This window comes from Exiguobacterium sp. KKT215 (assembly GCF_055635335.1).
In genome coordinates, this window is record NZ_CM145756.1 from 2,327,501 (window position 1) to 2,352,322 (window position 24,822).

Consider the following 24,822-nt stretch of genomic DNA (forward strand, 5'->3'; position numbering starts at 1 on the left):
AACGGCCACGGTTCGTCGCGTTGTTGCATCGTTTGCAGTAGCAGAAGCGTGCCCGGCAACACTTTTGATTGAATCAAATGTTCCATTCCGATAATCACCAAGTGAATCCGTTGTTCAAGCGACTCTTGTCCGCTCACGAGTTCCTCGTGGAGTTTATATATTTCTAAATCGAGTGTGCGTACTTGTTTCCATAATACGATTTCAGGATGAATCCCGGCCTCTAAGACCGATAATCTGGCCAAATGAGTCAAGGCATGATGAATTTGGGTGAAGGCGTCTTGGTGTTCCTCTTGCAAAAATAAGCTTCGGCCGTCTTCAAAGCGTCGCAGCAATTTCGCAAAAGCAAGCGATAGTTGCAGACGTTGCTCATCGTTTGAGAAATTACGAAGACGTTGTCGCAAGTCTAATAAAAACGTATTTCGTTCAAACAACACCATTCCATCTTCAATCCAGTGGATGGCCCGGCGATTCTCGTTCATCAAAATCCAGCGGTCCATCATCGAATCACTCACCAAATGGAGAATGATTTTTTCTTGTCCGACCTGATAGTGTTTCACTGTCCAGAACGGTTCTTCTTTGGCTTCAATCACAATCAACAACCGGTCCGATTGGTCGGTCAACGGATCGCGTGGTCGTTTCTTCTTCACTTCGATGATGCCAAGCGTCGTCTTCAAGGCTGCATATTCCGAATAGATCGTGCGTGTGGCATACTCCATAGTCACCTTGATACCTTCTTTCTATATGATGAACTTCAAACGTCCACCCAATAATCTGATACGAAAATGATTCGCCTTCTTTTAAAATTCTCCTGCCAGCGATTGTATGAACTTCTCACGATCGAGCAGATGAGCTATAGTAAAGACAGACATGGAGGGATTACGAAATGAAAAAACGGGGGAATAAAATCAACCGCGCTCGAAACCTTGCGTTGTTGCTCGTCTTTGCGGGAATCGGGGTCATGTATCTCGGCCTGTTGGCGAAAAGCATCACATGGCTGATGATTATTTTCATGTTGCTCGGCTTCGTGATGGTGTTATCGAGTTCAGCGCTCTACTTTATTATTGGGATGGCATCCACGAAAGCCATCGTCGTCACTTGCCCGAATTGTGAGAAACAGACAAAGATGCTCGGTCGGGTCGACTTATGTATGCATTGCGACGAACCGCTCACGATCGACCAATCGCTCGAAGGTAAAGAGTTCGACGAAAAATATAACAAACGCCAATCACATTCACACGAATAAAAAAACATCCTCAGGCAGAGGATGTTTTTTTAATGTTTATGCGCTTGTTCAGCTTGGCACGCCGGGCATGTCCCGTATACTTCGAGACGATGGCGGTCGACTTTGAACCCAGTCAATTGAGATGCGACCGATTCGATTTCATCGAGGACCGGGTAGTTGAAGTCAACGACTTTCCCACACGCATCACAGATGATGTGGTAGTGACGCGACGTCACGAAATCAAACCGGCTCGATGCGTCTCCGTAATTCATCTCTTGGACGAGACCGACTTCTTTAAAGACGCGCAAGTTGTTATAGACGGTAGCGACACTCATGTTCGGAAATCTCGCCGAAAGTGCCTTATAAATGTCATCCGCTGTCGGGTGACTGTGCTCCGTGACGAGGTACTCCAAAATGGCCTGGCGCTGAGGCGTCATTCTGACTCCATGTTCTCGGAGCGACTGAACAGCATGGTCAAGCATTTCGCTTCCCACGTCAATCCCTCATTTCTTCTATAGAATTCATTCGAAGTGTTAGTAGTAATTAACCTATTTCTTACATAGTAATCTTTATAAATAGTGTACTGATTTCTGGAACGGTCGTCAAACGTTGAGCTTAAGCGGTTGACGGCTGTGATACAATAAGTGCGAATTTGTAAAAGGAGGCAATACATATGGCAACATCATCTACACGTAACAATTCAGACGTTTTGTATACCGACGCCTTGACGCATATCGTCGGCGGGGTCAACAGCCCTTCCCGCTCATTCAAGGCAGTCGGCGGAGGTGCACCCGTCTATATGGAACGAGGAGACGGCACCTATTTCTATGACGTCGACGGCAATCGTTATATCGACTATTTGGCGGCGTACGGTCCGATTATCACGGGCCACGCCCATCCGCATATCCATAAAGCGTTAATCGCGGCTTCGTCTAAAGGACTCCTTTACGGGACACCGCATGCGCTTGAAGTCGAGTTCGCGAAAAAACTAAAGGCGGCCATCCCGTCAATGGACAAGGTCCGTTTCACCAACTCGGGGACCGAGGCGGTCATGACGACCGTACGTGTCGCCCGTGCTTACACGGGACGCGAACTCGTCGTCAAATTCAGCGGTTGCTATCATGGCCACTCGGACTTGATGCTCATCGCAGCAGGCAGCGGACCAGCCACGCTCGGCTCACCAGATTCGGCCGGCGTCACACGGGCCACGGCGAAAGAAGTCATCACCGTGCCGTTCAATGACGTCGAGGCGTTCCGAGACATGATGCGCGAATGGGGCAGTCAAATCGCCTGTGTCCTCGTCGAACCGATTGTCGGAAACTTCGGCATCGTCGAGCCGAAACCTGGATTCCTCCAGGCCATCAACGACATCACCCATGAACATGGCGCCCTCGTTATTTACGACGAAGTGATCACGGCGTTCCGCTTCACATACGGCAGTGCCCAGCAAGTATATGGCATCGAGCCGGATATGACCGCCCTCGGGAAAATCATCGGCGGAGGCTTGCCGATTGGTGCCTATGGAGGTAAAGCTGAAATTATGGAAACGGTCGCTCCGCTCGGTCCAGCTTATCAGGCCGGAACGATGGCCGGTAACCCGGCATCGATGGCAACAGGGATTGCTTGCCTCGAAGTACTCGAGCAACCGGGTGTGTATGAAAAGCTTGACGCGCTCGGTGCCCAGCTCGAGGCCGGGATTCGTGAAGCCGCTGAAACACACGGCGTGACCATCACATTGAACCGTCTAAAAGGCGCACTTACGGTGTACTTCACGGACGAGGTCGTGACCGACTATGAGGGAGCCGAGAAGTCGGACGGTGAAGTGTTCGGACGCTTCTTCAAATTGATGCTCGAGAACGGTGTCAATTTGGCCCCTTCTAAGTATGAGGCTTGGTTCTTGACGACTGAGCATAGCGAGGCAGATATCGAAGAGACGATTGACGCGGTGAATCGTGCCTTCGCCCAACTATAAGCAAAAGGAGATGCCGCGGCATCTCCTTTTTTAATTACACCGAAGGTCGAATCCACAGCTGATCGTAGCGTGGATGACCGAATATATCGACCGGCACGTCGCCTAGAAAACTTGGGAAGCTCCGCTCCCGCTCGACATGGTACAGCGGAATGACGAGCGCCGACTCCGTCAAATAGCGTTCGACTTCCCGATGGAGCAACGGCCAAGTGCTCATATCGGTTTGACGGTAGCGGTCCATCATCGTTCGCAGTTCCGTTTCATTCGCGACGAGCTTGCCGACGAGCGACAGTTCACTCGTCAAAAAAGCGAGAAACGCCAAATCCAAGTCTTCGCTCATCATCTCCCCGCATAAAATCAAATCGGCGCGGCGAAGTGTCTCCTCCTGCAGTAAACAACTTAGCGTATACGTCTCGGTCTCGACAATGAAACCAGCAGCCCGCAACTGTGATGCGACAAGCGCAGCGTCTTCCGTCGATACGTCGAACGGCAAGTGTAATAGTCGGAGCGGACGTTTGGAACTTCGACCTGGCTCGTCCAGTGGAATCGGGCGACTCGTTTCCGGGAAGAAGCCGTGGGCCACTTGATGACGCTCTCCACCCAATTCGACGAACGCCTGTTTATGAATCGCTCGTTGAATCGCGCGTCGCGCCGTCACGTCCTCTTTCAACCAGGAGTGCTGCAAGTTGAACATAAGATAGCGTGCTCCGGCCTCGGCAATCCATTTCACGACGCTATGATCGTCCCGGGCGCTCCATTTGGCGTGGTCCGCTTCCGAGAACGTGACAAATTCAACCACGTCCAATGACGGGCGCGGGCGCAACCCACGCTCGAACGCCCGTAAGCGCACGACGTCGCCGGATTGTTTCTCCAATTTGAAAGGCCCCGTCCCAACAATCCCTTCTGCTCCTTCATACGTAACGGATGCCGGTGTTTGAGCAAGCAAGCGCTCGATATAGGCCCGGTGTGCTTTCGTGTAGAGATCAATCACATACGGTGCGGGCGAATCGACCCAATCAATCGGCGCGAACAACCAGACTTGTTTGCCGCGAGCCAAGAGTCGGCTCAACGAGTAGACGACGTCTTTTGCCGTTAACGTCATCCCGTTGTGGAAAGCGACGCCTTTACGGATGTAACAGCGAAATCCAAATGGCGTCTCCTCCATATGATGGGCTAGCGACGGTTGAACCGTGGTCCCGTCCCATTCGAACAGGCGGTCGAAGACGTGACGCGATAACGACGCCTCCATCGCGATGTGGATATCAAGCGGATCAAGTGACTCGAGTGTCCGCGTCCTCGGGAAAATAAAACGGTCTTCTTCCGTCTGTTCGAAACCAAATCGGTTCCAAATCCGCGCTTGGATCAGTTCCCGTAATGCGGGTGGCCAATCCCACTCCAACCATTTGGCCGCCTGCGCCATTGTAGCCTCAGAAAATGAGGTTACGACCCACGCCTGGAGCGTCTCGTCAAAGTCCGACTGAAAACGAAGCATCGATTCATGGCCGCGCCCTTTGCCGGCTTGATAGGTCACCCACCCCACCGCCTCCCATGCCTTGATATCGCGCTTCACTTGTTTCTCACTATAGCCGACCACCTCGACGGCTTGCCGGAGTGTCACGTCCATTCTGTCTGCCTGTAACGCATAGCGATAAATGGCCACTAGTTTTGCATTCATGTCATTCCCCCTAAAAGTGGACATGTCCAGATAATTTGTCTCTTTTTACCAAGTGTAGTCCACGTTTAAAGTAGTGACAAGGAGGTGCTCACATGAAATTCAAAGATTTCCCAACTAACGTCCGACTTCGACTCGTCTGTGGATTTTTTATTCGCATCGTCGGCTCGGCCATCTTTCCCTTCATGGCTTTATATTTTTCAGAAGAACTCGGCAAAATCGCTGCCGGAATCATCATGACGTCATTCGTCATCGTCGGGTATATCACCGGTTTGTTCGGTGGGTACTTCTCGGACCGCTTTAATCGCAAGCACGTCTTACAAATCGGCCAACTCATTCAAATCCTTTGCTTCGTGGGGATGACAGTGGCGATTCACCCATCAAATAACTGGGCACTCGTCGTGGCCATCCTCTATTTCGGTCATGCCGTCGCCAACGGCTTGAATTATCCGGCTCTCGAAGCGATCGTCATCGACTCGATGGAACCATCGAATCGGAAAGCGATTTATGTATATGATTATTGGCTCGTCAATTTAGCGATCGCCGGCGGTGTCATGCTCGGCGGTGCGTTCTATCGCGACTACCGGTTTGGTTTATTTATCGGTATGACGCTCGTATTGACCATCACAACGGTCGTCTTGCAACGCTATCTCGTCGATTCACATCAAGGTAACCGGTCGACGCCGGCCAACCCGATCGTCGGCGTGATTCAAAACTATCGGATTGCCTTGAATGACCGACGCTGGATGCTCTTCGTGCTCGGTAGCATGCTCGTCTTCTCGACAGAGTTTCATATGGCAAACTATATCGGCGTTCATTTGGCCGAATCGTTCCAAGAACGTGCGATTATCGGCGTGCCGTTCGACGGTGTCCGGATGATGGCGTTCATGCAGCTCGAGAACACATTGCTCGTCGTCGCCATCACGTTCGCCGTCACCGCCTTTGTGAAACGGTACCGGGAGAAATACGTATTCTTCATCGGCTTGTCACTCTATATCACAGCGTATGCGGCCATCACATCGATGAACTCATTTCTGATTCTCGCCGTCTTGGCCGTCGTCTTCACGGTCGGCGAGTTGCTATACTCACCAATCCGCCAAGTGAAGCAAGTCGACCTGCTCGACCCAGAGCGTCGCGCTTCGTATCTCGCTTTTGGGGGACTCACATTCCATGGGGCCAAACTCGTGGCCGCGGCCGGCATCGTCGTCGGGGCGTTCATCGGACCTGTATTCATGAGCGGCTACATCTTCTTGTTCGGGGCGCTCGGGGCGTATCTTTATTACGTCTCGCTCTATAAAATGGAATCGGTGCGCCAGCTTGCCGCATGACGTTTGAACTGACTCCGGAACGGAAACAGGCAAGAGTGAAGGGGGCGAACCAAATGCTAGCCATTGTATTGTTTGATGGAGACTGTAATTTTTGCGACGCCAGCGTCCAATTCATCTTGAATCGGGACACAACAGGGAACTTCCACTTTGCCTCGCTTCAAGGCGACGCTGGGAAGACGCTACGTGAACGTCACCGCATCAGCGACTCGGTTGACAGCATCGTCTTGATTCGTGACGGCGTGCCTTATATCAAATCCGACGCGGCCATCCGGATTGCAGAAGGATTGGATGGGATGTGGCGATGGCTCCGGTTCGTGAAAATCGTCCCAAAACCGATTCGCGACTTCGGCTATGATGTCATCGCCAAGCATCGTTACGAATGGTTCGGACAAAAACAGACGTGTAAACTGCCGACACCGGAAGAACGAAGCCGGTTTCTCGATCAACAACCAAAACCGCCGACTCGATGAGTCGACGGTTTTTTTAGTCCATACACGTCAAGTACGTCCAATGGCACTCCGGCATCGGATTGCCCATGAAACTGACACCGAGGTCATCGGCCCGGTGAATCGTCGTCCACGGGGCATCCCCGACTTGAAGATACACTTCATGGTGCGGCGATTGCGTATGACTACCGGACAGTTTGAACGTGGCAGTGTCCTTCAATTGTGCGACAATCGTGTACTTGATGTCCGGCGCGATGACGAGCGGATTGCCGACCGAATGGTGCAAGCGGTATGCGGTCCGCCCCCGGTCAATATCGATATCGTCAAGATACACTTGATCGACCGAAGCGACATCTTCTCCTGTCAGTTGATGACGGGCGTTGTATCCGCGCGTCACTCCGGCATCTTTTTTGATAGAGACGATCGGAATGTCGTGCATCCCTTCGACTTTCACTTCCGTCCGCGTCCGATAGTCGTTCGCATGAACGTTGTATGGTCGTCCATCCCCTTCAAAATAAGGGTGAGGCGACAATAAGTTCGGATTTTTAATCATCGGCGGACGAATGAACGTCTGGACGCGAAGCTGAATCTGATTGACCGTCTCCAAATCAGGACGGAGCGGACTGACAAGAAAATACATGACGAACAGTTCTTTGTCGCGCCGCGTGTCCGTCTTCAGCTCTTTGGCGAGTGACATTGCTTTGCCGACAGCGTGAATGAGACGCGTCCCCGGTTTCGCGTCCCGCTTCACCGGGCGGAGCGCCCGAACTTCATACATCGTCGGTTCGTGTAGCGGTGTGTCGTCCAAATAGGCGTTCCCGACGACCTCGGCGATTCGTCGTCCTTGTCGATAGATCGCATACGTCTCGACGTCAGGAATCGGATCCCATTGGAGATGGGTACCGGTCGACGCGACGACGGCCGATGTGATATGTCGATTCCAATACAAATCATCGCTCGGGTCGACAGCGGCCGTATACACTTTCGCCACTTCCCCTTGCTCATCCGTGAGACGATAGGCGACTTGCTCTCCGACGGCCGTCTCATGGTCGACATAGTGCTGGTCAGTCCCTTCATACACATACTTCCCGTTCCGCGTAAGCCGGACCTTCCCCTCCACTGACCACGTCAGCTCGAGCGCATCCTTAAGCGGTTTTACTGTGATTAAACCTTCCCCGTTCATCATTGGACTCTCCCCCTTTTGGCATGTCGTTTCTTCATTCCCGTCTCACTGTCACGGAAAACAAAAAAAGGCCCCGAGTCTCCTCGAGGCCGCGTCTCATTCGACGACTGCCAAATCTTGAATCATATACAAATCGTAATAGGCTCCGCGGCGACGCATCAATTCTTCATGCGTCCCGGTCTCCATAATTTGTCCGTTATCGACGACGACAATCTTATCGGCATCGGTGATGGTCGACAATCGGTGCGCGACGATGAGCGTCGTTCTCCCTTTCGTCAAACGCGCGAGCGAATCCTGAATCATCGCCTCACTCTCAAGGTCCAGCGCACTCGTCGCTTCATCGAGAATGATGATTGGCGGATGTTTCAAGAAGACACGGGCGATGGCAAGCCGTTGTTTCTGACCGCCTGACAGTTTGACACCTTTTTCCCCGACCGGCGTATTGTAGCCATCCTGCAAGTTCGAGATGAACTCATGTGCGTTCGCTGCTTTCGCGGCGGCGATCACATCTTCGTCACTCGCTTCCGGATTCCCCATCCGGATGTTCATCGCGACCGATTCACTGAACAGAACCGAATCTTGCATGACCATCCCGATTTGATCGCGCAGAGCCCGCAATTTGAAATCACGGACGTCGGTGCCATCGATTTTGATGCTACCCGACGTGACGTCATAAAACCGTGGAATCAAGCTGACGAGCGTCGACTTTCCGCCACCGGACATGCCGACGAACGCAACCCGCTCTCCAGAGCGAATATGCAGGTTGACGTCACGGAGGGCGCGGGTACCGTCTTTCTCGTACGCAAAGCTGACCTGCTCGAGTTCGATCTCGCCTGCCGTTTTCACGGGAACGAACGCACTCGATTTTTCTTCGATGTCATACGGCTCATCGAGGAACTCGAAGACCCGGTCCATCGAAGCGACCGACTGCGTGAGCGTCGTCGCCGAGTTGACGAGACGACCGAGCGGTGCGTAGAGACGATCGATATACGCGATGAAGGCGACGAGTGTCCCGAGTGAAACTTGTTCTTGCAGGACGAGCCAAGAAGCCGATGTGAAGATTAAAATCGGGGCGATGTCCGTGATCGTCGAGACGACGACGTACGTCTTCGCGTTCCACCCTGTATGACGGAGCGCAGCCTTCAAGAAGCCACCGTTCTGTTCTTCGAACGCCTTGTTCTCATACGGTTCGAGGGCGAAGCTGCGGATGACGGCCATCCCGTTGACGCGTTCGGTCAAATGACCTTGAAGGTCCGCAAGGGCGGCCGAGCGTTCCCGCGTGAGCCGGCGCAGTCGTCCGTAGAAGTAACGGACGGCGATGGCGTAGAACGGGAGCGGCAAGATGGCGATGAGCGTCAATTGCGGGTCGATCGTGTACATGATGGCGATCGCGATTAAAATCGTGACCATATCGAGCCAAATGTTCATCAAACCGGTGATGACGAAGTCTTTCGTCTGTTCGACATCGTTGATGATGCGCGAGATAATCTGTCCCGTCTTATTGTTCGAATAATAGCGGAGCGATAGTTTTTGGACGTGGTCGAACAATCGGTTCCGGACGTCGAACAAAATCCGCGTCGCTGCCCATTGCGCCAAATATTGGCGCAAGTATTCAATTGGCGGCTTCAAGACGAGGAAGACGAAGAAGACGATGCTGAACAGCCAGACGAGCTCGGTATAATCTCTAGCCGGTTCCGGGTCTGTCAAATAGTTATCGATGACATATCTATAAAGGAGCGGCAACCCGAGTGGGATGGAAAATTTCAAAATCCCGACGAAAATGGTCAGTGCGATTTGTTTCTTATACGGTTTAACGAACTGTAAATAACGTTTAATACTACCCATTAGTTCCTCCTTCAAGAAAAAAAGCGGAGATGAGCGATCATCTCCGGTAACGTGCTTCGTATTCGCGATACCATTCATCGACGAATGTTGGGTTGAACGGCCCTTTCCGTCCTCGAATCCAGTTAATAAGTTCTTGAACGTTCTGTTTCAAGATTCGATCAATCGCTTTCGGATAATTCATCTCGCGACGATGCCGCTCATATTCATCCTCATCTAAAATCGTGTACGACATATCCGGGAACACCTTGATGTCCAAATCGTAATCGATGTACTTGATGGCACGTTCTGCCCCATCGAACGTTGTCGGCGAACCTAGATTACAGTAGTAGTAAATCCCATCTTCGCGAATCATGCAGATGACATTGAACCAAAACTCAGATGAAAAGTAGCAAATTGCCGGCTCACGTGTTCTCCATTGCCGGCCGTCTGACTCACTGACCATGATGCGGTCATTGAATCCGATCATATCCGTTTTTGACGACTGAAGGACGAGCGTTTCTTCCCAAACGCGATGCAAAGTTCCGTTGTGCTTGTAGCTCTGTATCTCGATCTTGCTACCTGCTTTGGGAAATAAGCTCATAAGCTCCTCCTTTCCGCTATGATGCTATACAATTCTCATATTTAATTATAGCGACTTTCAGAACCAATGAAAAAGGAAATCTCTTATTTTCACGAATTTAGTGTTTTTTGGAATGCCTCGGCTCGCGCTTTGAACATCGGCCGGAGCACGAAGTACTCGACGAGGACAGTCGGCACGTAACTGTCGAACGTGACCTCATCGACCATAACTGCTTGCCCGTCCACTTGTTCGACGCGGTGGACGTGACTGAAACGACGGAAAGGAAACGGCAACTTTACGCCTTGATCACAAAAGGCACGGTCTCCAGCCAATGTGATGGCGCTATTCCAAGGCAAAGAGACCGGCCCAACCCCGATACGGAGCTGAACGACGTTCCCCTCGACCGAAGCCCCATCTCCAACGAGCGTCACTTTCGGGAAGGACGTCAGTTTTGATAAGAGCGAAGCGTCTTGAAGCAACGTCCATAATGTGTCCACAGACGTGTCGAATGGTGTTCGTACGTCAAACTGTCTCATCTTTCGCACCTGCCATCTGCTCTAATTTTTGTTGGGCGACCGATACCGTCACCACGTCGCGTGCCTCTTCGTCGAGCCAAGCCCACTCGCCGTCCGGTAGCTTCTCGACCTCGTATAAGTCGATGTACCAGACGATATGGGAAAACACATGTTTCACTTGTCCAATATAGGTTCCGTTTAACTGTTCCCCCGTTCCGCGGTCTGTAAGCGGATATTGCCACATTCCAGCGAGAAGACCGGCATCCGGGCGCTTCACGTATGCGGTCCGGCCGTCCTGGCGACAGTAGAGCGCATCATACATCTCAATCCGAGCCGCCCCTTTTTTCGTCTTGACCGGGAGTTCATCTTGAACGTTATGGGTATAAGCATAACAATCATCTTGAACGGGACAGAGCGAACACATCGGGTTTTTCGGCGTACATACCGTCGCCCCGAGCTCCATGATGCCTTCGTTAAAGTCTGAGGCATGCGCCGGGTCCATGAGTCGGCGCACGACTTGCTCGAACAGTTTTCGAGTTTTCGGGACGGCGATGTCGTCATAAATCCCGAATTGACGGGACATGACGCGCATGACGTTGCCATCGACGGCCGGTTCCGGCTGATTGTAGGCAATCGATAACACCGCCCCAGTCGTATACGGTCCGACACCTTTCAGTTTTTCGAACCGTTCTTTTTCCTCGGGGACAATCCCGTCGTACACGGCAACGACTTCTCGGACGGCTTGATGAAGGTTTCGAACCCGTGAGTAATAACCGAGTCCTTCCCAATATTTGACGACCTCATCGGGTTCGGCCGCTGCCAATGCCTCAATCGTCGGGAACCGCTCCATGAAACGGTTATAGTATGGGATAACGGTATCGACGCGCGTCTGTTGGAGCATGACTTCGCTCACCCAGACCCGATATGGATTTTTTCCGTGACGCCATGGCAAATCACGCTTTTCGCGATTGAACCACGTCACTAAATTTGTGTTGAATTCTTGAATATTATAATTTGTGAACAATTTATCAACATCGAGCATTTTGTTTCCCCTCGTTTTAAAAATATTGTATGATGTAGTGGATTAAAATATGCGGTTTTTCTACTTTTATGGAGGTGCTGAAGCACATTGGATACTGCTACTCACATTGGGATGGGACTAGGTTTAAGTGCAATCGCGACACTCAGCCCGGAGGTGTCAGGCGACGCACAAATGTTTCTAGCCATGACAGCGACGGCGCTCGTCGGCTCACATGCTCCGGACTTTGACACGGTCTTCAAACTAAAAGGAAATAGCACGTATTTACGCCAGCACCGCGGTCGTTCACACGGAATAACCGCACTACTCGCCTGGCCGATCATCGTCAGCGCCGTCATCGGACTCGCGCTTGGCGTCAACCCCGCTTCATTATGGGTCATGGCACAAATCGCCGTGTTGTTACACGTTACGGTCGACTTGTTCAACGCCTACGGGACGCAGGCCCTTCAACCGTTTTCGAAAAAATGGATTGGCTGGGGCGTCATCGGGACGTTTGATCCGTATTTGTTCTCTGCCTATTATGGGGCATATGTATTATGGCTTATCACAGGGGCGACTGTCCCGATTTTTGCACTGCTCATTGCGCTCGTCATCAGCTATTACGCGATTCAATTCAAGTTGCGTAACCGCGCCCTCGCCACGGTCGCCCGTCACTTCGCTGGTGCACACGAACTGTTCATCTCGCCAGGTATCGGTTGGGATGACTGGCATGTCGCCGTTCGATTCCGCAACGGTTTAGGTGCCGTCAAAGTGAAAAAAGGAACAGTCATCGAATGTGGTAGTTTCCGTGACAAGCCGATGCCAGGTGAAGATGACCTTCACTTCGTGGAAGCCCGTAAAAATGCGGATCTTCAATCGTTCCTCGAATTCTCGAAGATTCACACGTATACGGTCACGCGTCACAACGGTATGATCGAGTATCGCTTCACGAACTTGCGCTATTTCGCGAAAGATATTTATCCGTTCGTCGCCGTCGTCATCGTCGACGAAGAATCGAATGAAGTGCTGTCTTCATTCACTGGCTGGGTGTTCAGTGAAGAGAGCTTGCAAAAGAAATTGGCCTACGAACAGTAAAAAGTCGCTCACAGGAGCGACTTTTTTTATGCCTCTGACTCCGTGAACTGGAGCTCAAAGTCAAATTTGACTTTTTTATCGACGAGAACGCCACCCGCTTCGAGCGCCTGGTTCCACGTCAATCCGTAATCTTCTCGGTTGATTGACCCGTCCCCGGTAAAAGCGTGTTTCATATTGCCCCACGGGTCTTTCGCGCTTCCCTCGTACTCGACTTCGAACGTCTCTTCCCGGGTCGTCCCGCGAATCGTTAAATTCCCGGTCAATTCGAATTCACCGCCACCCTTTGAGCGGAACGATGTCGATTCGAACACGATGTCCTCATGTTGCTCCACATCGAAGAAGTCTCCAGACCGCAAATGGTTGTCGCGGTCACTGTTATTCGTATCGATTGATGCCGCCTTGATCGTCACCTTCACGCTCGCGTTCGCGAGATCGTCCGGTTGTCCGTTCGCCTCGACGTGAAAATCTTTGAACTCCCCTTTTACTTTCGAAATCATCATATGCTTGACCGTAAATGTAATCGAACTGTGTGCCGGGTCGACTTGATATGTTTTTGCCATGAATCTGTCCACTCCTTCGATTTGGAATTGATACTAATATGATGTTTACCACAAATCTTGACTTCAAAACATTTCCGTTCAAATGTGACAAATTATTGTCGAAAAATTTTGACTTTTATCACGCCGACCCGTTACGATAAAAAAAGGGAGCTGTTGACTTACAGTAAAATGTAAGCGCATACATAGAATCCCTATACTTTACGGAAAAGGGAGGAACGACCATGATTTATGAAGTCCCAAACTCGACAGGCACGAAAGTTCACTTTAAAGACCGCTATGAGAATTACATCAACGGAAAGTGGACCGCGCCTGCAGGGGGAGAATATTTTGAGAACACCTCTCCGGTAAATGGTAAAGTTTTATGCGAAGTCGCCCGCTCAACGAAAGAAGATATCGAGCTCGCCTTGGATTCGGCCCATGCTGCCAAAGACGCCTGGGGCAAAACGTCGGTCACTGAACGCTCTGTCATTTTAAATAAAATCGCCGATCGTATGGAAACGAACCTCGAAATGCTCGCATACGCCGAGACGTGGGAAAACGGGAAAGCCGTCCGCGAGACGCTCAATGCCGATTTACCGCTCGCTATCGATCACTTCCGCTATTTTGCGGGCGTCATCCGGTCACAGGAAGGCGGCATCAGTGAACTCGACAACGACACGGTCGCTTATCATTTCAATGAACCGCTCGGTGTCGTCGCCCAAATCATCCCATGGAACTTCCCGATTTTAATGGCGGTCTGGAAAGTCGCGCCGGCTCTCGCTGCCGGAAACTGTATCGTATTGAAACCAGCCGAACAGACGCCGGCTTCGATCATGGTGCTCATGGAATTGATTGAAGACCTACTCCCGCCAGGCGTGTTGAATATCGTCAACGGGTTCGGACTCGAGGCCGGCAAACCGCTCGCGTCGAGCGACCGCGTCGACAAAGTCGCCTTCACGGGTGAGACGACGACAGGTCGACTCATCATGCAGTACGCCTCACAAAACATCATCCCGGTCACGCTCGAACTCGGTGGGAAGTCACCGAATATCTTCTTCGCGGACATCATGGATGCGGATGATGATTTCTTTGACAAGTCGATCGAAGGGCTGGTCATGTTCGCTTTGAACCAAGGCGAGGTATGCACGTGTCCATCACGCGCGCTCATTCACGAGTCGATTTATGAGCCGTTCATGGAACGGGTGCTCGAACGGGTCAAAGCCATCAAGCTCGGCAATCCGCTCGACCCTGACGTCATGATGGGTGCCCAAGCTTCGAATGAGCAGATGGAAAAGATCTTGTCGTATTTGGAGATCGGAAAGTCGGAGGGCGCGGAGTGCCTCATCGGCGGCGAACGCAACATGATGGACGGCGAACTCGCCGACGGCTATTATGTGCAGCCCACCATCTTCAAAGGTCATAACAAGATGCGCATCTTCCAAGAAGAGATCTTCGGACCGGTCTTATCGGTGACGACGTTCAAAGACGATGCCGAGGCGCTCGCCATCGCGAATGACACGTTATACGGACTCGGTGCCGGCGTCTGGACGCGTGACATGAACCGCGCCTACCGGTTCGGTCGCGAGATTCAAGCAGGTCGCGTCTGGATCAACTGCTATCACCAATATCCGGCCCATGCCGCGTTCGGCGGATACAAGATGTCTGGGATCGGCCGCGAGAACCATAAGATGATGCTCAACCATTATCAACGGACGAAAAACATGCTCGTCAGCTATAGCGAACAAAAACTCGGGTTCTTCTGAGATGGTGAACCGCGTCGAGGCCACCCCCGCCACGCTCGCGCTCCTCGAACAGCTGAAACGAAAACATGGACCGCTCTTGTTTCACCAGTCGGGCGGTTGTTGTGACGGGAGCTCCCCGATGTGTTTCCCGCAAGGCGAGTTCATGATTGGAGATCATGACGTCCTGCTCGGCGAAATCGGCGGTTGTCCGTTCTATATGCACGAGAAGCAATACGACTACTGGAAGCACACCCAGCTCATCATCGACGTCGTCGAGGGCCGGGGCGGTATGTTCTCGGTCGAGGGCGTCGAAGGAAAACGGTTTTTAAGCCGTTCCCGCGTGTTCACGGACGAAGAGCGGGCCGAGTTGCAACAGAGTTGAATGTAGAAGACCAGCCATCTCGAGGGCTGGTCTTTTTTTAGTCAAAGGGCACCCTTTTCTCAAAATCACATTTCCAATTTAACCCAAAAACCAACCTAACAATCGACTCGATTCGATATAGTAAAAAGAGACACGAAAGGAGGCAGCCTATGTCCGAGCTTCTCACGAGCATGCTTAACGGTATGATGATTTCATTGGTCAGTCTATTCGGTCCTCTGTTCCTGGTGATGAGCGGTATATTGTATACGAAGGTCAAGCGTTATAAACGGAGCCGCTATTACGCCCAGACCGGACACAGCTATTTCAAAGTCGTTCAAGACACCGGCTTATACGGCGAATATTTATGTGTCGCCGCCATCGAGGAGCGCGTCCCGAATCCTTTCATCTTGACGAATCTATATTTGCCCCATCCAAAAAATCGAGAGCGTACGACTGAAATCGATGTGGTCTTCATCAACCAGAGCGGTGTCCACGTGATTGAGTCGAAAAATTATAGCGGCTGGATTTTTGGACATGAACAAGAACGGCATTGGACCCAATCGATGCCGAACCGAAAGAAGTTCCGGTTTTTCAATCCGATCAAACAAAATGAGTTACATATGAAAGCGATGGAACAAACGCTTGCTGTGGAGCGGAGTCTATTACACTCTTGGATCGTCTTCAGCGACCGGTCGACCTTGAAACGCATCGACGTGGCGGACGTTCCCGTGTTGAACCGGAAGACATGGAAACAACAGATTGCCTTGCCAGGTGAGGCCCGGTTGACGTTGGCGGAACAGACGGCCATCTACGAGCACCTGCTCCAATTCGCATCTGCTGACGAAGCCGTCAAGGAAGCCCATATCGCCGCCAAGCAACGGGTGACGTGATGGGCTGTCCCATCCAAAAAAGTCCCGCTCACGGTGAGCGGGACTCCTTTTATTTACTCTGCATTTTAAAGCGCAAGTATAGTTCGTTGTAGTACGCGTTCATGCGTTTGCCTAAGTTCTCATACACTTCGAGCTCATCCGTCACTTCTTTTGTCGGATAAAAACGTTCGTCTGACGTCACTTCTTCATCTAAAAATTCAAGTGCCGCTTCGTTCGGTGTCGAATATCCGACATAATCGGTGTTTCGGGCCGCGATTTCCGCGTCAAGCATAAAGTCGATGAACTGGTGCGCGCCTTCGATGTTTTTCGATGTGTTCGGAATGACGAGGTTGTCGAACCAGAGATTCGTCCCTTCTTCCGGGATGACGTACGTCAGCTCTTCGTTCTCGTACATGATTTCGGAGGCGTCACCTGACCAGACGACGGCCGCGGCCGCTTCGCGATTGGCCATGAGCATCTTGATTTCATCGCCGACGATCGCTTTAATGTTCGGCCAGAGCGTCTCGAGCTTCTTCTCCGCTTCGAGCAACTCATCTTTGTCCGTCGTGTTGAGCGAGTAACCGAGTGAGTTCAGACCGAAGCCCATCACTTCACGAGTCCCGTCTGCAAGCAAGATGTCATTCTCGAGCGGCATGTCCCATAGGTCGTTCCACGACGTAATCTCACCGTCGACGAGTTCAGGGTTATACACGATGCCGACCGTCCCCCAGAAGTAAGGGACCGAGTACGTGTTGCCCGGGTCGAACGACTTGTCTAGGAAACGTGGGTCAATGTTATCGAAGTTCTCGAGCTTGTCATAATCAATCGGCAAGAGCAGGTCTTCTTCAATCATTTTACTGATGGCGTAATCCGATGGGACAGCGATGTCGAACGCCGTACCGCCTTGCTCGATTTTCGTGAGCATCGCCTCGTTCGAGTCGAACGTCTGATAGATGACTTTCAAGCCCGTCTCTTCCTCGAACTCTCCAATCAAGTCTTCATCGATATAATCGCCCCAGTTGTAGACGACGAGCGTGTTATCGCCGCCGAACCCTTGCGCCATATTGATTTGATACACCCAGAGCAAGAGGCCGAAACTGACGACGACCGGTACCGTCAACATGATGACCAATTTTTTCATCGTCTTACCTCCTTCGCTTTACCACCGCGTTGGGCGAGCACATAATACCCAAGGACGAGAATGAGTGTGAACAAGAACAAGATGGCTGACAAGGCATTAATCTCGAGCGAGATGCCTTGACGGGCGCGTGAGTAGACTTCAACGGCAAGTGTCGTGAAGCCGTTTCCGGTCACGAAGAACGTGACGGCAAAGTCATCGAGCGAATACGTGAGTGCCGTGAAGAACCCGGCAAAGATACCCGGTGTGATATATGGCAAGATGACTTTCGTCAAGACGTCCCACGTACTTGCCCCAAGGTCACGCGACGCATCGATGAGCGTCGGGCTCATCTCTTGCAGCTTCGGCAAGACCAAGATGACGACAATCGGTACCGAGAAGGCGATGTGCGCCAATAGAACCGAGTAAAAACCGAGCTGAATCCCGAGCATCGTGAACAAGATGAGGAACGACGCCCCGATGATGACATCCGGGCTGACGATCAACACGTTGTTGAGTGATAAGAGTGACGTCTTCGTGAAGCGTTGTCGCGCCGTATAGATAGCGAGCGCCCCGATGACGCCGAGCACGGTTGAAATCGTCGCCGACAGCAAGGCGATGACAATCGTGTTCAAGACGATGACGAGCAGGCGCGTGTCGGTAAAGAGCGACTTGTACCAATCGAGCGTAAAGCCTTCAAAGTTACTCATCGTCCCGCCACTGTTGAACGAGTAGACGACCAAATAGAGAATCGGTGCATAGAGGATGAAGAACACCGCCATCAAATAGAGGGTGGCTAATTTAAATTTTTTCGGTTTCATCGACGCACCGCTCCTTTCGCGCCCCAGTCACGTGTGATGACCATGACGAGGACCATCGCCAAAATCAAGAACACGGCAATCGTCGAGCCCATGCCCCAGTTTTGCGTGACGAGGAATTGTTGTTCAATCGCCGTCCCGAGCGTGATGACACGGTTTCCAGCAATCAGTCGAGTGATCATGAAGAGCGACAACGCCGGGATGAAGACGATTTGAATCCCCGACTTCACACCGTCGAGCGTGAGCGGGAAGATGACCCGGCGGAACGTCGTCCAGTTCGAGGCCCCGAGATCGCGCGACGCATAGACGAGCGACGGCGGGAGCTTCTCGATGGCGTTATAAATCGGCAAAATCATGAACGGGATGAAGATGTAAACTGACACGAACACAAAACTGAAGTCCGTAAACAAAATCTGTTGTGTCCCGATGCCGATCGCCTCTAAAAACTGGTTCGTGATGCCGTACGTCCCAAAAATGCCAAGGAACGCATAGGCTTTGAGCAATAGGTTAATCCATGATGGCAAAATGATGAGCAAAAGCCAAAGTTGCTTATGCTTTGTCTTCGTCAATAAATAGGCGGTCGGATACCCGATCAAAAGCGAGAAGAACGTAATCAAGAACGCATACCAGAAAGAAGATAACGTCATCGTCAAATACGTCGACGTGAAGAACATCTGATAGTTCTCTAAACTCAAGTTCCCTTCGATATCAAAAAACGAGTAGTAGACGACGAGCAGGAGCGGCGCGATGACGAACAGCGCAATCCATAACCAGTAGGTCGTCAAATAGACCGTCTTCGCGGTTTGACTAGTTTGATTCATGAGCGACCTCCTCATAGGACTCGAGACGACGGTCGAACTCTTCCTCCGTCTCTCCTAAGCGCATGACGTGAATCGCCTCATCATCAAACGTGAGGCCGATTTTCGAACCGACGACCGATTTTTTCGTCGAATGAACGAGCCATTCGTTGCCTTCTTGGTCATAGCAGCAAATCTCATAGTGAACGCCTCGGAACAGTTGCGAGTCGACGTCGACGACAAGTTTCGCAGATTCGACCGATGTCATCTCTAAATCTTCCGGACGGATGATGACCTCGACTTTCTCGTTGCGGTCAAACCCTTGGTCGACGCAATCGAATGTCTTCCCGGCGAACGTGACGACGTTATCTTCTGGCATGACGCCCGGTACGATGTTCGACTCCCCGATGAAATCGGCGACGAAACGGTTAATCGGCTCATCGTAAATATCAGTCGGTGTCCCGCTTTGTACAATTTTCCCGTTATTCATGACGAAAATCTCATCCGACATCGCGAGCGCTTCTTCTTGGTCATGCGTGACAAAGATGAACGTGATGCCGAGACGCTGTTGCAATTCGCGGAGCTCATATTGCATCTCGGTCCGGAGTTTCAAATCGAGCGCCGAGAGCGGTTCATCAAGCAAGATGACTTCCGGTTCGTTGACGATGGCCCGGGCGATGGCGACACGTTGGCGCTGCCCGCCTGACATTTCATCGATTTCACGTGACTCATACCCTTTCAAGTTGACGAATTTGAGCGCCTGTTCGACTTTCGTCTTCACGTCCGCTTCTTTCATCTTCTTGATGCGCAGACCGAACGCGACGTTCTCGAACACGTTCAAGTGCGGGAAGAGCGCATAGTCTTGGAACACGGTGTTCACTTGACGTTTGTTCGCCGGGACGTCGTTGATGCGTTTCCCGTTGAACTGGATATCGCCTGCTGACGCATCCGTGAAGCCGGCAATTAAGCGTAAAATCGTCGTCTTCCCACATCCAGATGGCCCGAGCAACGTGTAGAACTTCCCTTTCTCAATCTCGAAGCTGATGTTTTCTAAGACGACGGTGTCATCGTAACGCTTCGACACATTGTCAAAGCGAATAATCGTTTCTGGGTTCATTTCAGTTCCTCCCTTATAAATATGAATGGGTCGCGACGATTAAACATTCACTCTCGCCGTCGTAGTCATTGACGAGTTGATGCGAATCGGAGGCGACGTAATAGAGTGTTTCTCCGGTCTTGGCGAAGTACGTATGATTGCCAAGTTTTAGCGCGATGTGCCCCGATAGGACATAGACAAACGTCTCCGATCGCGACGGCTCATATCGTTTGAACTCGCCCTGCTTCGAGAACGTTAGTAAAATGGGTTCCATCTCTTTTTCGTTCGATTCCGGGATGAGCCATTCAGTCCGATATTTCCGCTCCTCGTCGACGTAGACGGTCCGATCGTCCTCGGTATAGATCACTTTTTGATTCACATCTTCATCAAAAAACTCTTTCGGCGAACATCCGAGCACTTCCAACAAGTCGAATAGCGTCTCAAGCGAAGGTGAACTCAAATCACGCTCGATTTGAGAAATGTAGCCTTTACTCAAATCCGTGCGCTCGGCCAACTCTTCTTGCGTCAGCCCTTTCTTGACGCGGAGCCGCTTGATTTTTTGACCGACTTCCAAGTCACAATCCCTCCTTTCAGCTTTGATTCAAGTTTAGTGAAAGATGATTCCAACTAAAGAAAGTTTATAAATACTTAACTACAAAGCGAACTAATAGCGACCTTTATTATAACGGATTGTGTGCAGTTTGCAAGTAAAAAATCACGCCGATTTCCGGCGTGATTTTTAATGGATGTCGCGCTTAGACATCAAATGTTTGAACTTCTCATTTTTTGTTTGAAACAGGTGGAGCTGGGGGCCGTACGCATCGATTTGTTGCACGACATATTGGAACGATTTTGCTTCCCCAGGATACGGTTCGCCGGCACGGGCAAGCGTCGTCTCAAAATCCTCCCACAGCACTTCAACCCACGTCAACGCCTCAAGCTCGCTCAAGACATCGTTTTTCTGTTTCAAGATTTCGGCCAAGCGCTCGTATTGTTCGGTCCGGTTCATGCTTTCACCTCCGACAACTCCGAGAGCGGAATCGCATGTTCAGCCGTCTCCCCTTCAAACGTCCCCCAGCCCATGACACCGTTCACGAACTTCAAGCGGAACGGGCGCTCGTTATAGTTGACGATATACGTCGCCCCCGGCTTGAACGATTTCGGGTCAATCAAATAACTCTCGGCAATCGCGATCCGTCGCAAGACGACCTCAGTCTCACTGACCATGCCCATCTGTTCGGCTTTCCGCTTCCGTTCATGGAGCGCTCGAATTTCTTGTTCAAGCTCATATTTTGATAAATCGCTTAATCGTTTTTCCATTTCGCTCACCTCTCTTGTAGCGTATCAGATTTTTCGTGGAAAAGAAAAAGGCGAAACTGAAACGATGTTCAGTTCGCCTTGAAGTTGTAGAGCGGTTTGATGATTTGATTGATGGTGACGGCCGGCTCGATATAACGGACGATTTCCTTCATCGACTTATAGACGAACGGTGACTCGTCAATCGTCGATGGTCGGACCGAACTTGACCAGACATCTGCCATCGACTTTTTAAATTCGTTGAAGTCGACGCGTTTTCGCGCGGCCGAGCGTGACATGACGCGACCGGCGCCGTGTGGTCCCGAGAAGTTCCAGTCGGGGTTGCCCTTGCCAGTACAGATGAGCGAGCCGTCGCGCATGTTCATCGGAATGATGACCCGCTCGCCGTCCCGCGCCGAGATGGCCCCTTTTCGAAGCATCATCGCGTCGTGATCGATGTAGTTGTGGACCGTATCGAATTGATCGACGACGTTCCAGTTCATCGCCTCGACGATGACGTCGGTCATGGCGAGACGGTTGGCGGCCGCATATTGCTGTGCGATGCGCACGTCGTGCATGTAATCTTCCATCGCTTCCCCTTCGACGTAGGCGAGGTCGCGGAAACGTTTCCGTGCCTCGCGCTCCGTCTCGAGATAGGCCGAGATGTCCTGCTGCCGCCCCGTTGCCTTCATCCGTTCAATCTCGTCCCGAATGTCGACCGTGTTCATCATGTGCTCGACCGCCAACTGTTGATAATGGTCAGCGATTTGGACACCGAGGTGGCGTGAGCCGGAGTGGATGACGAGAAACGTGCGTCCGGCTTCGTCCCGGTTCACTTCGATGAAATGATTGCCCGAGCCGAGCGTGCCGACTGAGCGGAGTGCCCGGTCCAGCTTATACGGCGCCCGCACGTCCTCGAGCGGGAGCTCAGAGGCGTACGGGTGTGCTGTATCCCGGATGCTCATCCCGCTCGGTACGTATTGACGGATGACGTCATCGAGCCGTTGAAAGTCGATTCGCTTCACCTTGATTTCCGTGCAGAGCATGCCACACCCGAGGTCGACGCCGACGAGGTTCGGTACGACCTTGTCGTGAATCGTCATCGTCGTCCCGACGACCGACCCTTTGCCGGCATGCATGTCCGGCATGATTCGAATCGAGGCGCCTTGCGTGAACGGTTGGTCGACAAGCGTTTGGATTTGGGCCCGCGTCGTATCGTCAATCCGTTCATTGAATACTTTGGCCCGGTTATGCTTTCCGATAATCTCCATAAGACCTCCTCAACTGATGGCTTGTTGTTTACTTTGCAGCTCATGCATCCGGGCGTAAACGCCGCCTGCCGCGATGAGCGACTGATGGTTGCCCCGCTCAATGATGTGACCGTGGTCGAGGACGAGGATTTGGTCCGCTTCCCGAATCGTCGAGAGACGGTGCGCGATGACGAACGTCGTCCGGCCGTACGTGAGCGTTTTGAGCGCGTCTTGGATGAGCGCTTCCGTCTCTGAATCGACGCTTGCCGTCGCTTCGTCTAAGACGAGGATGGCCGGGTCGAAGACGAGGGCGCGGGCGAAGCTGATCAACTGGCGTTCTCCGCTCGAGAGCGAGGCGCCGCGTTCGATGACCGGCTCGTCAAGCCTGTGTGGCAACTGTTTGACGAAACGATCGGCTCCGACCGCCGTCAATGCGCGCCATACGCGGTCGTCCGAGATCGTCTCGTCGCCGAGCGTCACGTTCGTCCGAATCGAGCCTGTGAACAAGAACGGGTCTTGAAGCACGATGCCGAGATGGGCCCGGACGGCTTGGGTCGGTAGTTTCGTCACGTCCATACCGTCAATGTTGAGCGTTCCTTCTGACGGGTCATAGAAGCGCATGAGCAAGTTCATGATCGAACTCTTACCGCTGCCGGTATGTCCGACGAGCGCCACCGTCTCACCTGGTGCCGCATGGATATCGATGTGTTGGAGTACCGGTTTCCCGGCTTCATAGCTGAACGACACGTCGTCGAACACGACCTCACCTTTAAAGCGTGCGATGCGTTCTGCCGACACGTCTTCCCCTTTCTCGTCAAGCAACTGGAACATCCGGTCTGCCGAGACGAGTGCCTGTTGGAGCGGAGACAGTTGGTTCATGATTTGCGTCACCGGCTCGAAAATCCGTGACACGTAATCGATATAGGCGTACAAAATCCCGAGCGTGAGCACGCTCCCCGTTCCGAGCGTCTGCGCACCGACGACCCAGATGAGTAAGGCGAGTGCCATGTTGCGGAAGAAGTTGACCAAGTTGTGCGACATGAGTGCATCCAGTTTGAGCAGCTTCCGTCTTGTTTGGAAGTTGTCACTGTTTTTCTCGTTGAACTCGTCATAGACGAGATCTTCTTTGACGTATGACTGAATGATTGGCATCGTTTGGATGCTCTCATTCAATTGGGCGTTCATATCCGCGACGAGGGCGCGGACACGAAAGTTGTTCCGGGTCGACAGGCGTTGGAACAATTTAATCCAAACGATGACGACCGGGATGATGATGAGCGAGACGAGACCGAGGCGCACGTCCAAGAAGAACATGGCGATCAAGACTCCGATCATCATGACGACGCTTTGGAAAACACGTGCGAGGACGCCCAAATATAGGTCGCGAATCGTCTCGGTGTCGTTCGTGACCCGGCTGACGATTTTCCCGATTGGTGTCTGGTCGAAGTAACGGACCGGAATCGTCTGCAAATGCCGCATGACGTCAAGGCGCATCGTTTTGACGATGTTATGGGCCGAGCGTTGGAGAAGCATCTGTTGCCCCCAGTTCAACCCTGCCGCGATAAGAAGCAAGACGACGTACAGACCAGACAGCAACAGCACGGCCCGCAAATCCGTCTCGTAAAAACGGAAGACGTCGGTCGACGAGAGCGGCACGATGTTGTCATACGTCGCCGTCTCTTCGCTTCGCGTGATGGTGAGCACGTCATCTTCGACCTCACGGACGCCACCACTCATGACGGCGTCAGGGACGAGATAATAGCCGTCTGTCGTCTGCACAATCGAGACGGGACGGACGACCGTCTCTCCGTCAATCCTCGTCTCTTTTTCATAGGAGTTTCCGTCAAAAGCGACACTCCCGCCTGACTCGACTTGTACCCAATCCCGCTCAATGGCGACAATGTGGTCGTCGATGATGATTTTGGCGATGTACGGTCCGGCCAATTCGGCGCCGACCGCTAAAAATAGTAAGGTCAAACCGAGGAAAATCGAGCGTCTCACTTGTTTGGCATAGCCGACGAGTGAACGGATCGTTTTCTTCCTGCGGACTGGATCTAATTCATATTGATCGATCATGAGAGATTC

26 protein-coding genes (1 of these 26 running past the window's edge) are annotated in these 24,822 nt (G+C 52.0%); 8 read left to right on the forward strand and 18 right to left on the reverse strand.

The features are described 5' to 3' along the window. On the reverse strand, positions 1 to 716 hold the 5' portion of the coding sequence (locus ACZ2GZ_RS12125) for a nucleotidyltransferase-like protein (protein ID WP_214715624.1). Its footprint begins 151 nt before the window's first position; the window shows 716 of its 867 coding nt (coding positions 1-716); its start codon is at positions 714 to 716; its stop codon lies off the left edge, out of view. A gap of 167 nt (positions 717 to 883) precedes the next feature. Between ACZ2GZ_RS12125 and ACZ2GZ_RS12130 the strand changes: the two genes are divergently transcribed. After that, on the forward strand, positions 884 to 1,243 hold the full coding sequence (locus tag ACZ2GZ_RS12130) for a YgzB family protein (protein WP_021067733.1): 360 nt from the start codon (positions 884 to 886) through the stop codon (positions 1,241 to 1,243). A gap of 29 nt (positions 1,244 to 1,272) precedes the next feature. On the opposite strand, the gene perR is transcribed toward ACZ2GZ_RS12130, so the two are convergent. Next, on the reverse strand, positions 1,273 to 1,704 hold the full coding sequence (gene perR / locus ACZ2GZ_RS12135) for a peroxide-responsive transcriptional repressor PerR (RefSeq protein WP_029596002.1): 432 nt from the start codon (positions 1,702 to 1,704) through the stop codon (positions 1,273 to 1,275). Positions 1,705 to 1,895: 191 nt separating this feature from the next. Here perR and ACZ2GZ_RS12140 point away from each other — a divergent pair, with 191 nt between their 5' ends. Further along, complete coding sequence (locus ACZ2GZ_RS12140) at positions 1,896 to 3,194, forward strand: glutamate-1-semialdehyde 2,1-aminomutase (RefSeq protein ID WP_470295293.1); 1,299 nt, start codon at positions 1,896 to 1,898, stop codon at positions 3,192 to 3,194. 34 nt (positions 3,195 to 3,228) lie between these two features. On the opposite strand, the gene ACZ2GZ_RS12145 is transcribed toward ACZ2GZ_RS12140, so the two are convergent. Beyond that, the gene (locus ACZ2GZ_RS12145; RefSeq protein WP_470295294.1) at positions 3,229 to 4,866 is read right to left on the reverse strand and encodes an ABC transporter substrate-binding protein; all 1,638 of its coding nucleotides are present in this window, start codon (positions 4,864 to 4,866) and stop codon (positions 3,229 to 3,231) included. Positions 4,867 to 4,958: 92 nt separating this feature from the next. On the opposite strand from ACZ2GZ_RS12145, the gene ACZ2GZ_RS12150 reads away from it, so the two are divergent. After that, complete coding sequence (locus ACZ2GZ_RS12150) at positions 4,959 to 6,191, forward strand: MFS transporter (RefSeq protein WP_470295295.1); 1,233 nt, start codon at positions 4,959 to 4,961, stop codon at positions 6,189 to 6,191. 53 nt (positions 6,192 to 6,244) lie between these two features. Next, positions 6,245 to 6,661 (forward strand): thiol-disulfide oxidoreductase DCC family protein, encoded by a 417-nt coding sequence (locus ACZ2GZ_RS12155; RefSeq protein WP_214715425.1) that lies wholly within the window; start codon positions 6,245 to 6,247, stop codon positions 6,659 to 6,661. Positions 6,662 to 6,674: 13 nt separating this feature from the next. Here the strand turns inward: ACZ2GZ_RS12155 and ACZ2GZ_RS12160 are convergent, their stop codons facing one another. From ACZ2GZ_RS12160 to mutY, 5 genes are all read right to left on the reverse strand, one after another. Beyond that, positions 6,675 to 7,823 carry a DUF3238 domain-containing protein gene (locus tag ACZ2GZ_RS12160; RefSeq protein ID WP_470295296.1) on the reverse strand — a complete coding sequence of 383 codons (1,149 nt, stop codon included), beginning with the start codon at positions 7,821 to 7,823 and terminating at the stop codon, positions 6,675 to 6,677. Positions 7,824 to 7,916: 93 nt separating this feature from the next. Next, positions 7,917 to 9,665, reverse strand: coding sequence for an ABC transporter ATP-binding protein (locus tag ACZ2GZ_RS12165; RefSeq protein ID WP_214715429.1), 1,749 nt, complete (start codon positions 9,663 to 9,665; stop codon positions 7,917 to 7,919). Between the two features lie 37 nt (positions 9,666 to 9,702). After that, positions 9,703 to 10,245 carry a nucleoside tri-diphosphate phosphatase gene (ntdP, locus tag ACZ2GZ_RS12170; protein WP_021067741.1) on the reverse strand — a complete coding sequence of 181 codons (543 nt, stop codon included), beginning with the start codon at positions 10,243 to 10,245 and terminating at the stop codon, positions 9,703 to 9,705. A gap of 89 nt (positions 10,246 to 10,334) precedes the next feature. Beyond that, a complete protein-coding gene (locus ACZ2GZ_RS12175; RefSeq protein ID WP_029596009.1) occupies positions 10,335 to 10,760 on the reverse strand; it encodes an SRPBCC family protein in 426 nt (141 codons plus the stop codon). Further along, positions 10,747 to 11,781: an A/G-specific adenine glycosylase gene (mutY, locus tag ACZ2GZ_RS12180; protein WP_214715431.1), complete on the reverse strand. Its 1,035-nt coding sequence runs from the start codon at positions 11,779 to 11,781 to the stop codon at positions 10,747 to 10,749. The genes ACZ2GZ_RS12175 and mutY overlap by 14 nt, the downstream gene beginning before the upstream one ends. 87 nt (positions 11,782 to 11,868) lie before the next feature. Between mutY and ACZ2GZ_RS12185 the strand changes: the two genes are divergently transcribed. Further along, positions 11,869 to 12,852: a metal-dependent hydrolase gene (locus ACZ2GZ_RS12185; RefSeq protein WP_214715433.1), complete on the forward strand. Its 984-nt coding sequence runs from the start codon at positions 11,869 to 11,871 to the stop codon at positions 12,850 to 12,852. A 26-nt stretch (positions 12,853 to 12,878) separates the two neighbouring features. On the opposite strand, the gene ACZ2GZ_RS12190 is transcribed toward ACZ2GZ_RS12185, so the two are convergent. Further along, on the reverse strand, positions 12,879 to 13,412 hold the full coding sequence (locus tag ACZ2GZ_RS12190) for a YceI family protein (protein ID WP_021067745.1): 534 nt from the start codon (positions 13,410 to 13,412) through the stop codon (positions 12,879 to 12,881). A 221-nt stretch (positions 13,413 to 13,633) separates the two neighbouring features. Between ACZ2GZ_RS12190 and exaC the strand changes: the two genes are divergently transcribed. The 3 genes from exaC (at position 13,634) to ACZ2GZ_RS12205 (ending at position 16,384) form a co-directional block, all read left to right on the forward strand. Further along, complete coding sequence (gene exaC / locus ACZ2GZ_RS12195) at positions 13,634 to 15,154, forward strand: acetaldehyde dehydrogenase ExaC (protein ID WP_029596012.1); 1,521 nt, start codon at positions 13,634 to 13,636, stop codon at positions 15,152 to 15,154. Position 15,155: 1 nt separating this feature from the next. Further along, on the forward strand, positions 15,156 to 15,515 hold the full coding sequence (locus tag ACZ2GZ_RS12200; protein WP_021067747.1) for a DUF779 domain-containing protein: 360 nt from the start codon (positions 15,156 to 15,158) through the stop codon (positions 15,513 to 15,515). A gap of 149 nt (positions 15,516 to 15,664) precedes the next feature. Then, positions 15,665 to 16,384, forward strand: a complete 720-nt coding sequence (locus ACZ2GZ_RS12205; protein WP_214715435.1) for a nuclease-related domain-containing protein — start codon at positions 15,665 to 15,667, stop codon at positions 16,382 to 16,384. A gap of 49 nt (positions 16,385 to 16,433) precedes the next feature. On the opposite strand, the gene ACZ2GZ_RS12210 is transcribed toward ACZ2GZ_RS12205, so the two are convergent. The 9 genes from ACZ2GZ_RS12210 to ACZ2GZ_RS12250 all read right to left on the reverse strand — a co-directional run bounded on the left by ACZ2GZ_RS12210 (position 16,434) and on the right by ACZ2GZ_RS12250 (position 24,813). After that, on the reverse strand, positions 16,434 to 17,504 hold the full coding sequence (locus tag ACZ2GZ_RS12210) for an ABC transporter substrate-binding protein (protein ID WP_021067749.1): 1,071 nt from the start codon (positions 17,502 to 17,504) through the stop codon (positions 16,434 to 16,436). Next, entirely contained in the window at positions 17,501 to 18,301 is an 801-nt protein-coding gene (locus ACZ2GZ_RS12215) for an ABC transporter permease (RefSeq protein WP_214715437.1), read from the reverse strand. The genes ACZ2GZ_RS12210 and ACZ2GZ_RS12215 overlap by 4 nt, the downstream gene beginning before the upstream one ends. After that, on the reverse strand, positions 18,298 to 19,119 hold the full coding sequence (locus ACZ2GZ_RS12220; RefSeq protein WP_034780994.1) for an ABC transporter permease: 822 nt from the start codon (positions 19,117 to 19,119) through the stop codon (positions 18,298 to 18,300). The genes ACZ2GZ_RS12215 and ACZ2GZ_RS12220 overlap by 4 nt, the downstream gene beginning before the upstream one ends. Continuing rightward, positions 19,106 to 20,212, reverse strand: coding sequence for an ABC transporter ATP-binding protein (locus ACZ2GZ_RS12225; RefSeq protein WP_029596016.1), 1,107 nt, complete (start codon positions 20,210 to 20,212; stop codon positions 19,106 to 19,108). Before ACZ2GZ_RS12225 ends, ACZ2GZ_RS12220 begins: the two co-directional genes overlap by 14 nt. A gap of 13 nt (positions 20,213 to 20,225) precedes the next feature. Then, positions 20,226 to 20,765: a helix-turn-helix domain-containing protein gene (locus tag ACZ2GZ_RS12230; RefSeq protein WP_021067753.1), complete on the reverse strand. Its 540-nt coding sequence runs from the start codon at positions 20,763 to 20,765 to the stop codon at positions 20,226 to 20,228. Positions 20,766 to 20,930: 165 nt separating this feature from the next. Next, entirely contained in the window at positions 20,931 to 21,200 is a 270-nt protein-coding gene (locus tag ACZ2GZ_RS12235) for a YfhJ family protein (protein WP_021067754.1), read from the reverse strand. Next, the gene (locus ACZ2GZ_RS12240; RefSeq protein WP_214715439.1) at positions 21,197 to 21,511 is read right to left on the reverse strand and encodes a YfhH family protein; all 315 of its coding nucleotides are present in this window, start codon (positions 21,509 to 21,511) and stop codon (positions 21,197 to 21,199) included. Before ACZ2GZ_RS12240 ends, ACZ2GZ_RS12235 begins: the two co-directional genes overlap by 4 nt. A gap of 68 nt (positions 21,512 to 21,579) precedes the next feature. Further along, the gene (locus ACZ2GZ_RS12245; RefSeq protein WP_214715441.1) at positions 21,580 to 22,758 is read right to left on the reverse strand and encodes an RtcB family protein; all 1,179 of its coding nucleotides are present in this window, start codon (positions 22,756 to 22,758) and stop codon (positions 21,580 to 21,582) included. 9 nt (positions 22,759 to 22,767) lie between these two features. Further along, on the reverse strand, positions 22,768 to 24,813 hold the full coding sequence (locus tag ACZ2GZ_RS12250; RefSeq protein ID WP_214715443.1) for an ABC transporter ATP-binding protein: 2,046 nt from the start codon (positions 24,811 to 24,813) through the stop codon (positions 22,768 to 22,770). Positions 24,814 to 24,822 lie beyond the last annotated feature (9 nt).

Coding starts and splice junctions, on each gene's coding strand:
- ACZ2GZ_RS12130 (WP_021067733.1), top strand. CDS start 884: ATGAAAAAACGGGGGAATAAAATCAACCGCGCTCGAAACCTTGCGTTG.
- perR (WP_029596002.1), bottom strand. CDS start 1,704: ATGCTTGACCATGCTGTTCAGTCGCTCCGAGAACATGGAGTCAGAATG.
- ACZ2GZ_RS12140 (WP_470295293.1), top strand. CDS start 1,896: ATGGCAACATCATCTACACGTAACAATTCAGACGTTTTGTATACCGAC.
- ACZ2GZ_RS12145 (WP_470295294.1), bottom strand. CDS start 4,866: ATGAATGCAAAACTAGTGGCCATTTATCGCTATGCGTTACAGGCAGAC.
- ACZ2GZ_RS12150 (WP_470295295.1), top strand. CDS start 4,959: ATGAAATTCAAAGATTTCCCAACTAACGTCCGACTTCGACTCGTCTGT.
- ACZ2GZ_RS12155 (WP_214715425.1), top strand. CDS start 6,245: ATGCTAGCCATTGTATTGTTTGATGGAGACTGTAATTTTTGCGACGCC.
- ACZ2GZ_RS12160 (WP_470295296.1), bottom strand. CDS start 7,823: ATGATGAACGGGGAAGGTTTAATCACAGTAAAACCGCTTAAGGATGCG.
- ACZ2GZ_RS12165 (WP_214715429.1), bottom strand. CDS start 9,665: ATGGGTAGTATTAAACGTTATTTACAGTTCGTTAAACCGTATAAGAAA.
- ntdP (WP_021067741.1), bottom strand. CDS start 10,245: ATGAGCTTATTTCCCAAAGCAGGTAGCAAGATCGAGATACAGAGCTAC.
- ACZ2GZ_RS12175 (WP_029596009.1), bottom strand. CDS start 10,760: ATGAGACAGTTTGACGTACGAACACCATTCGACACGTCTGTGGACACA.
- mutY (WP_214715431.1), bottom strand. CDS start 11,781: ATGCTCGATGTTGATAAATTGTTCACAAATTATAATATTCAAGAATTC.
- ACZ2GZ_RS12190 (WP_021067745.1), bottom strand. CDS start 13,412: ATGGCAAAAACATATCAAGTCGACCCGGCACACAGTTCGATTACATTT.
- exaC (WP_029596012.1), top strand. CDS start 13,634: ATGATTTATGAAGTCCCAAACTCGACAGGCACGAAAGTTCACTTTAAA.
- ACZ2GZ_RS12200 (WP_021067747.1), top strand. CDS start 15,156: ATGGTGAACCGCGTCGAGGCCACCCCCGCCACGCTCGCGCTCCTCGAA.
- ACZ2GZ_RS12205 (WP_214715435.1), top strand. CDS start 15,665: ATGTCCGAGCTTCTCACGAGCATGCTTAACGGTATGATGATTTCATTG.
- ACZ2GZ_RS12210 (WP_021067749.1), bottom strand. CDS start 17,504: ATGAAAAAATTGGTCATCATGTTGACGGTACCGGTCGTCGTCAGTTTC.
- ACZ2GZ_RS12215 (WP_214715437.1), bottom strand. CDS start 18,301: ATGAAACCGAAAAAATTTAAATTAGCCACCCTCTATTTGATGGCGGTG.
- ACZ2GZ_RS12220 (WP_034780994.1), bottom strand. CDS start 19,119: ATGAATCAAACTAGTCAAACCGCGAAGACGGTCTATTTGACGACCTAC.
- ACZ2GZ_RS12225 (WP_029596016.1), bottom strand. CDS start 20,212: ATGAACCCAGAAACGATTATTCGCTTTGACAATGTGTCGAAGCGTTAC.
- ACZ2GZ_RS12235 (WP_021067754.1), bottom strand. CDS start 21,200: ATGAACCGGACCGAACAATACGAGCGCTTGGCCGAAATCTTGAAACAG.
- ACZ2GZ_RS12240 (WP_214715439.1), bottom strand. CDS start 21,511: ATGGAAAAACGATTAAGCGATTTATCAAAATATGAGCTTGAACAAGAA.
- ACZ2GZ_RS12245 (WP_214715441.1), bottom strand. CDS start 22,758: ATGGAGATTATCGGAAAGCATAACCGGGCCAAAGTATTCAATGAACGG.
- ACZ2GZ_RS12250 (WP_214715443.1), bottom strand. CDS start 24,813: ATGATCGATCAATATGAATTAGATCCAGTCCGCAGGAAGAAAACGATC.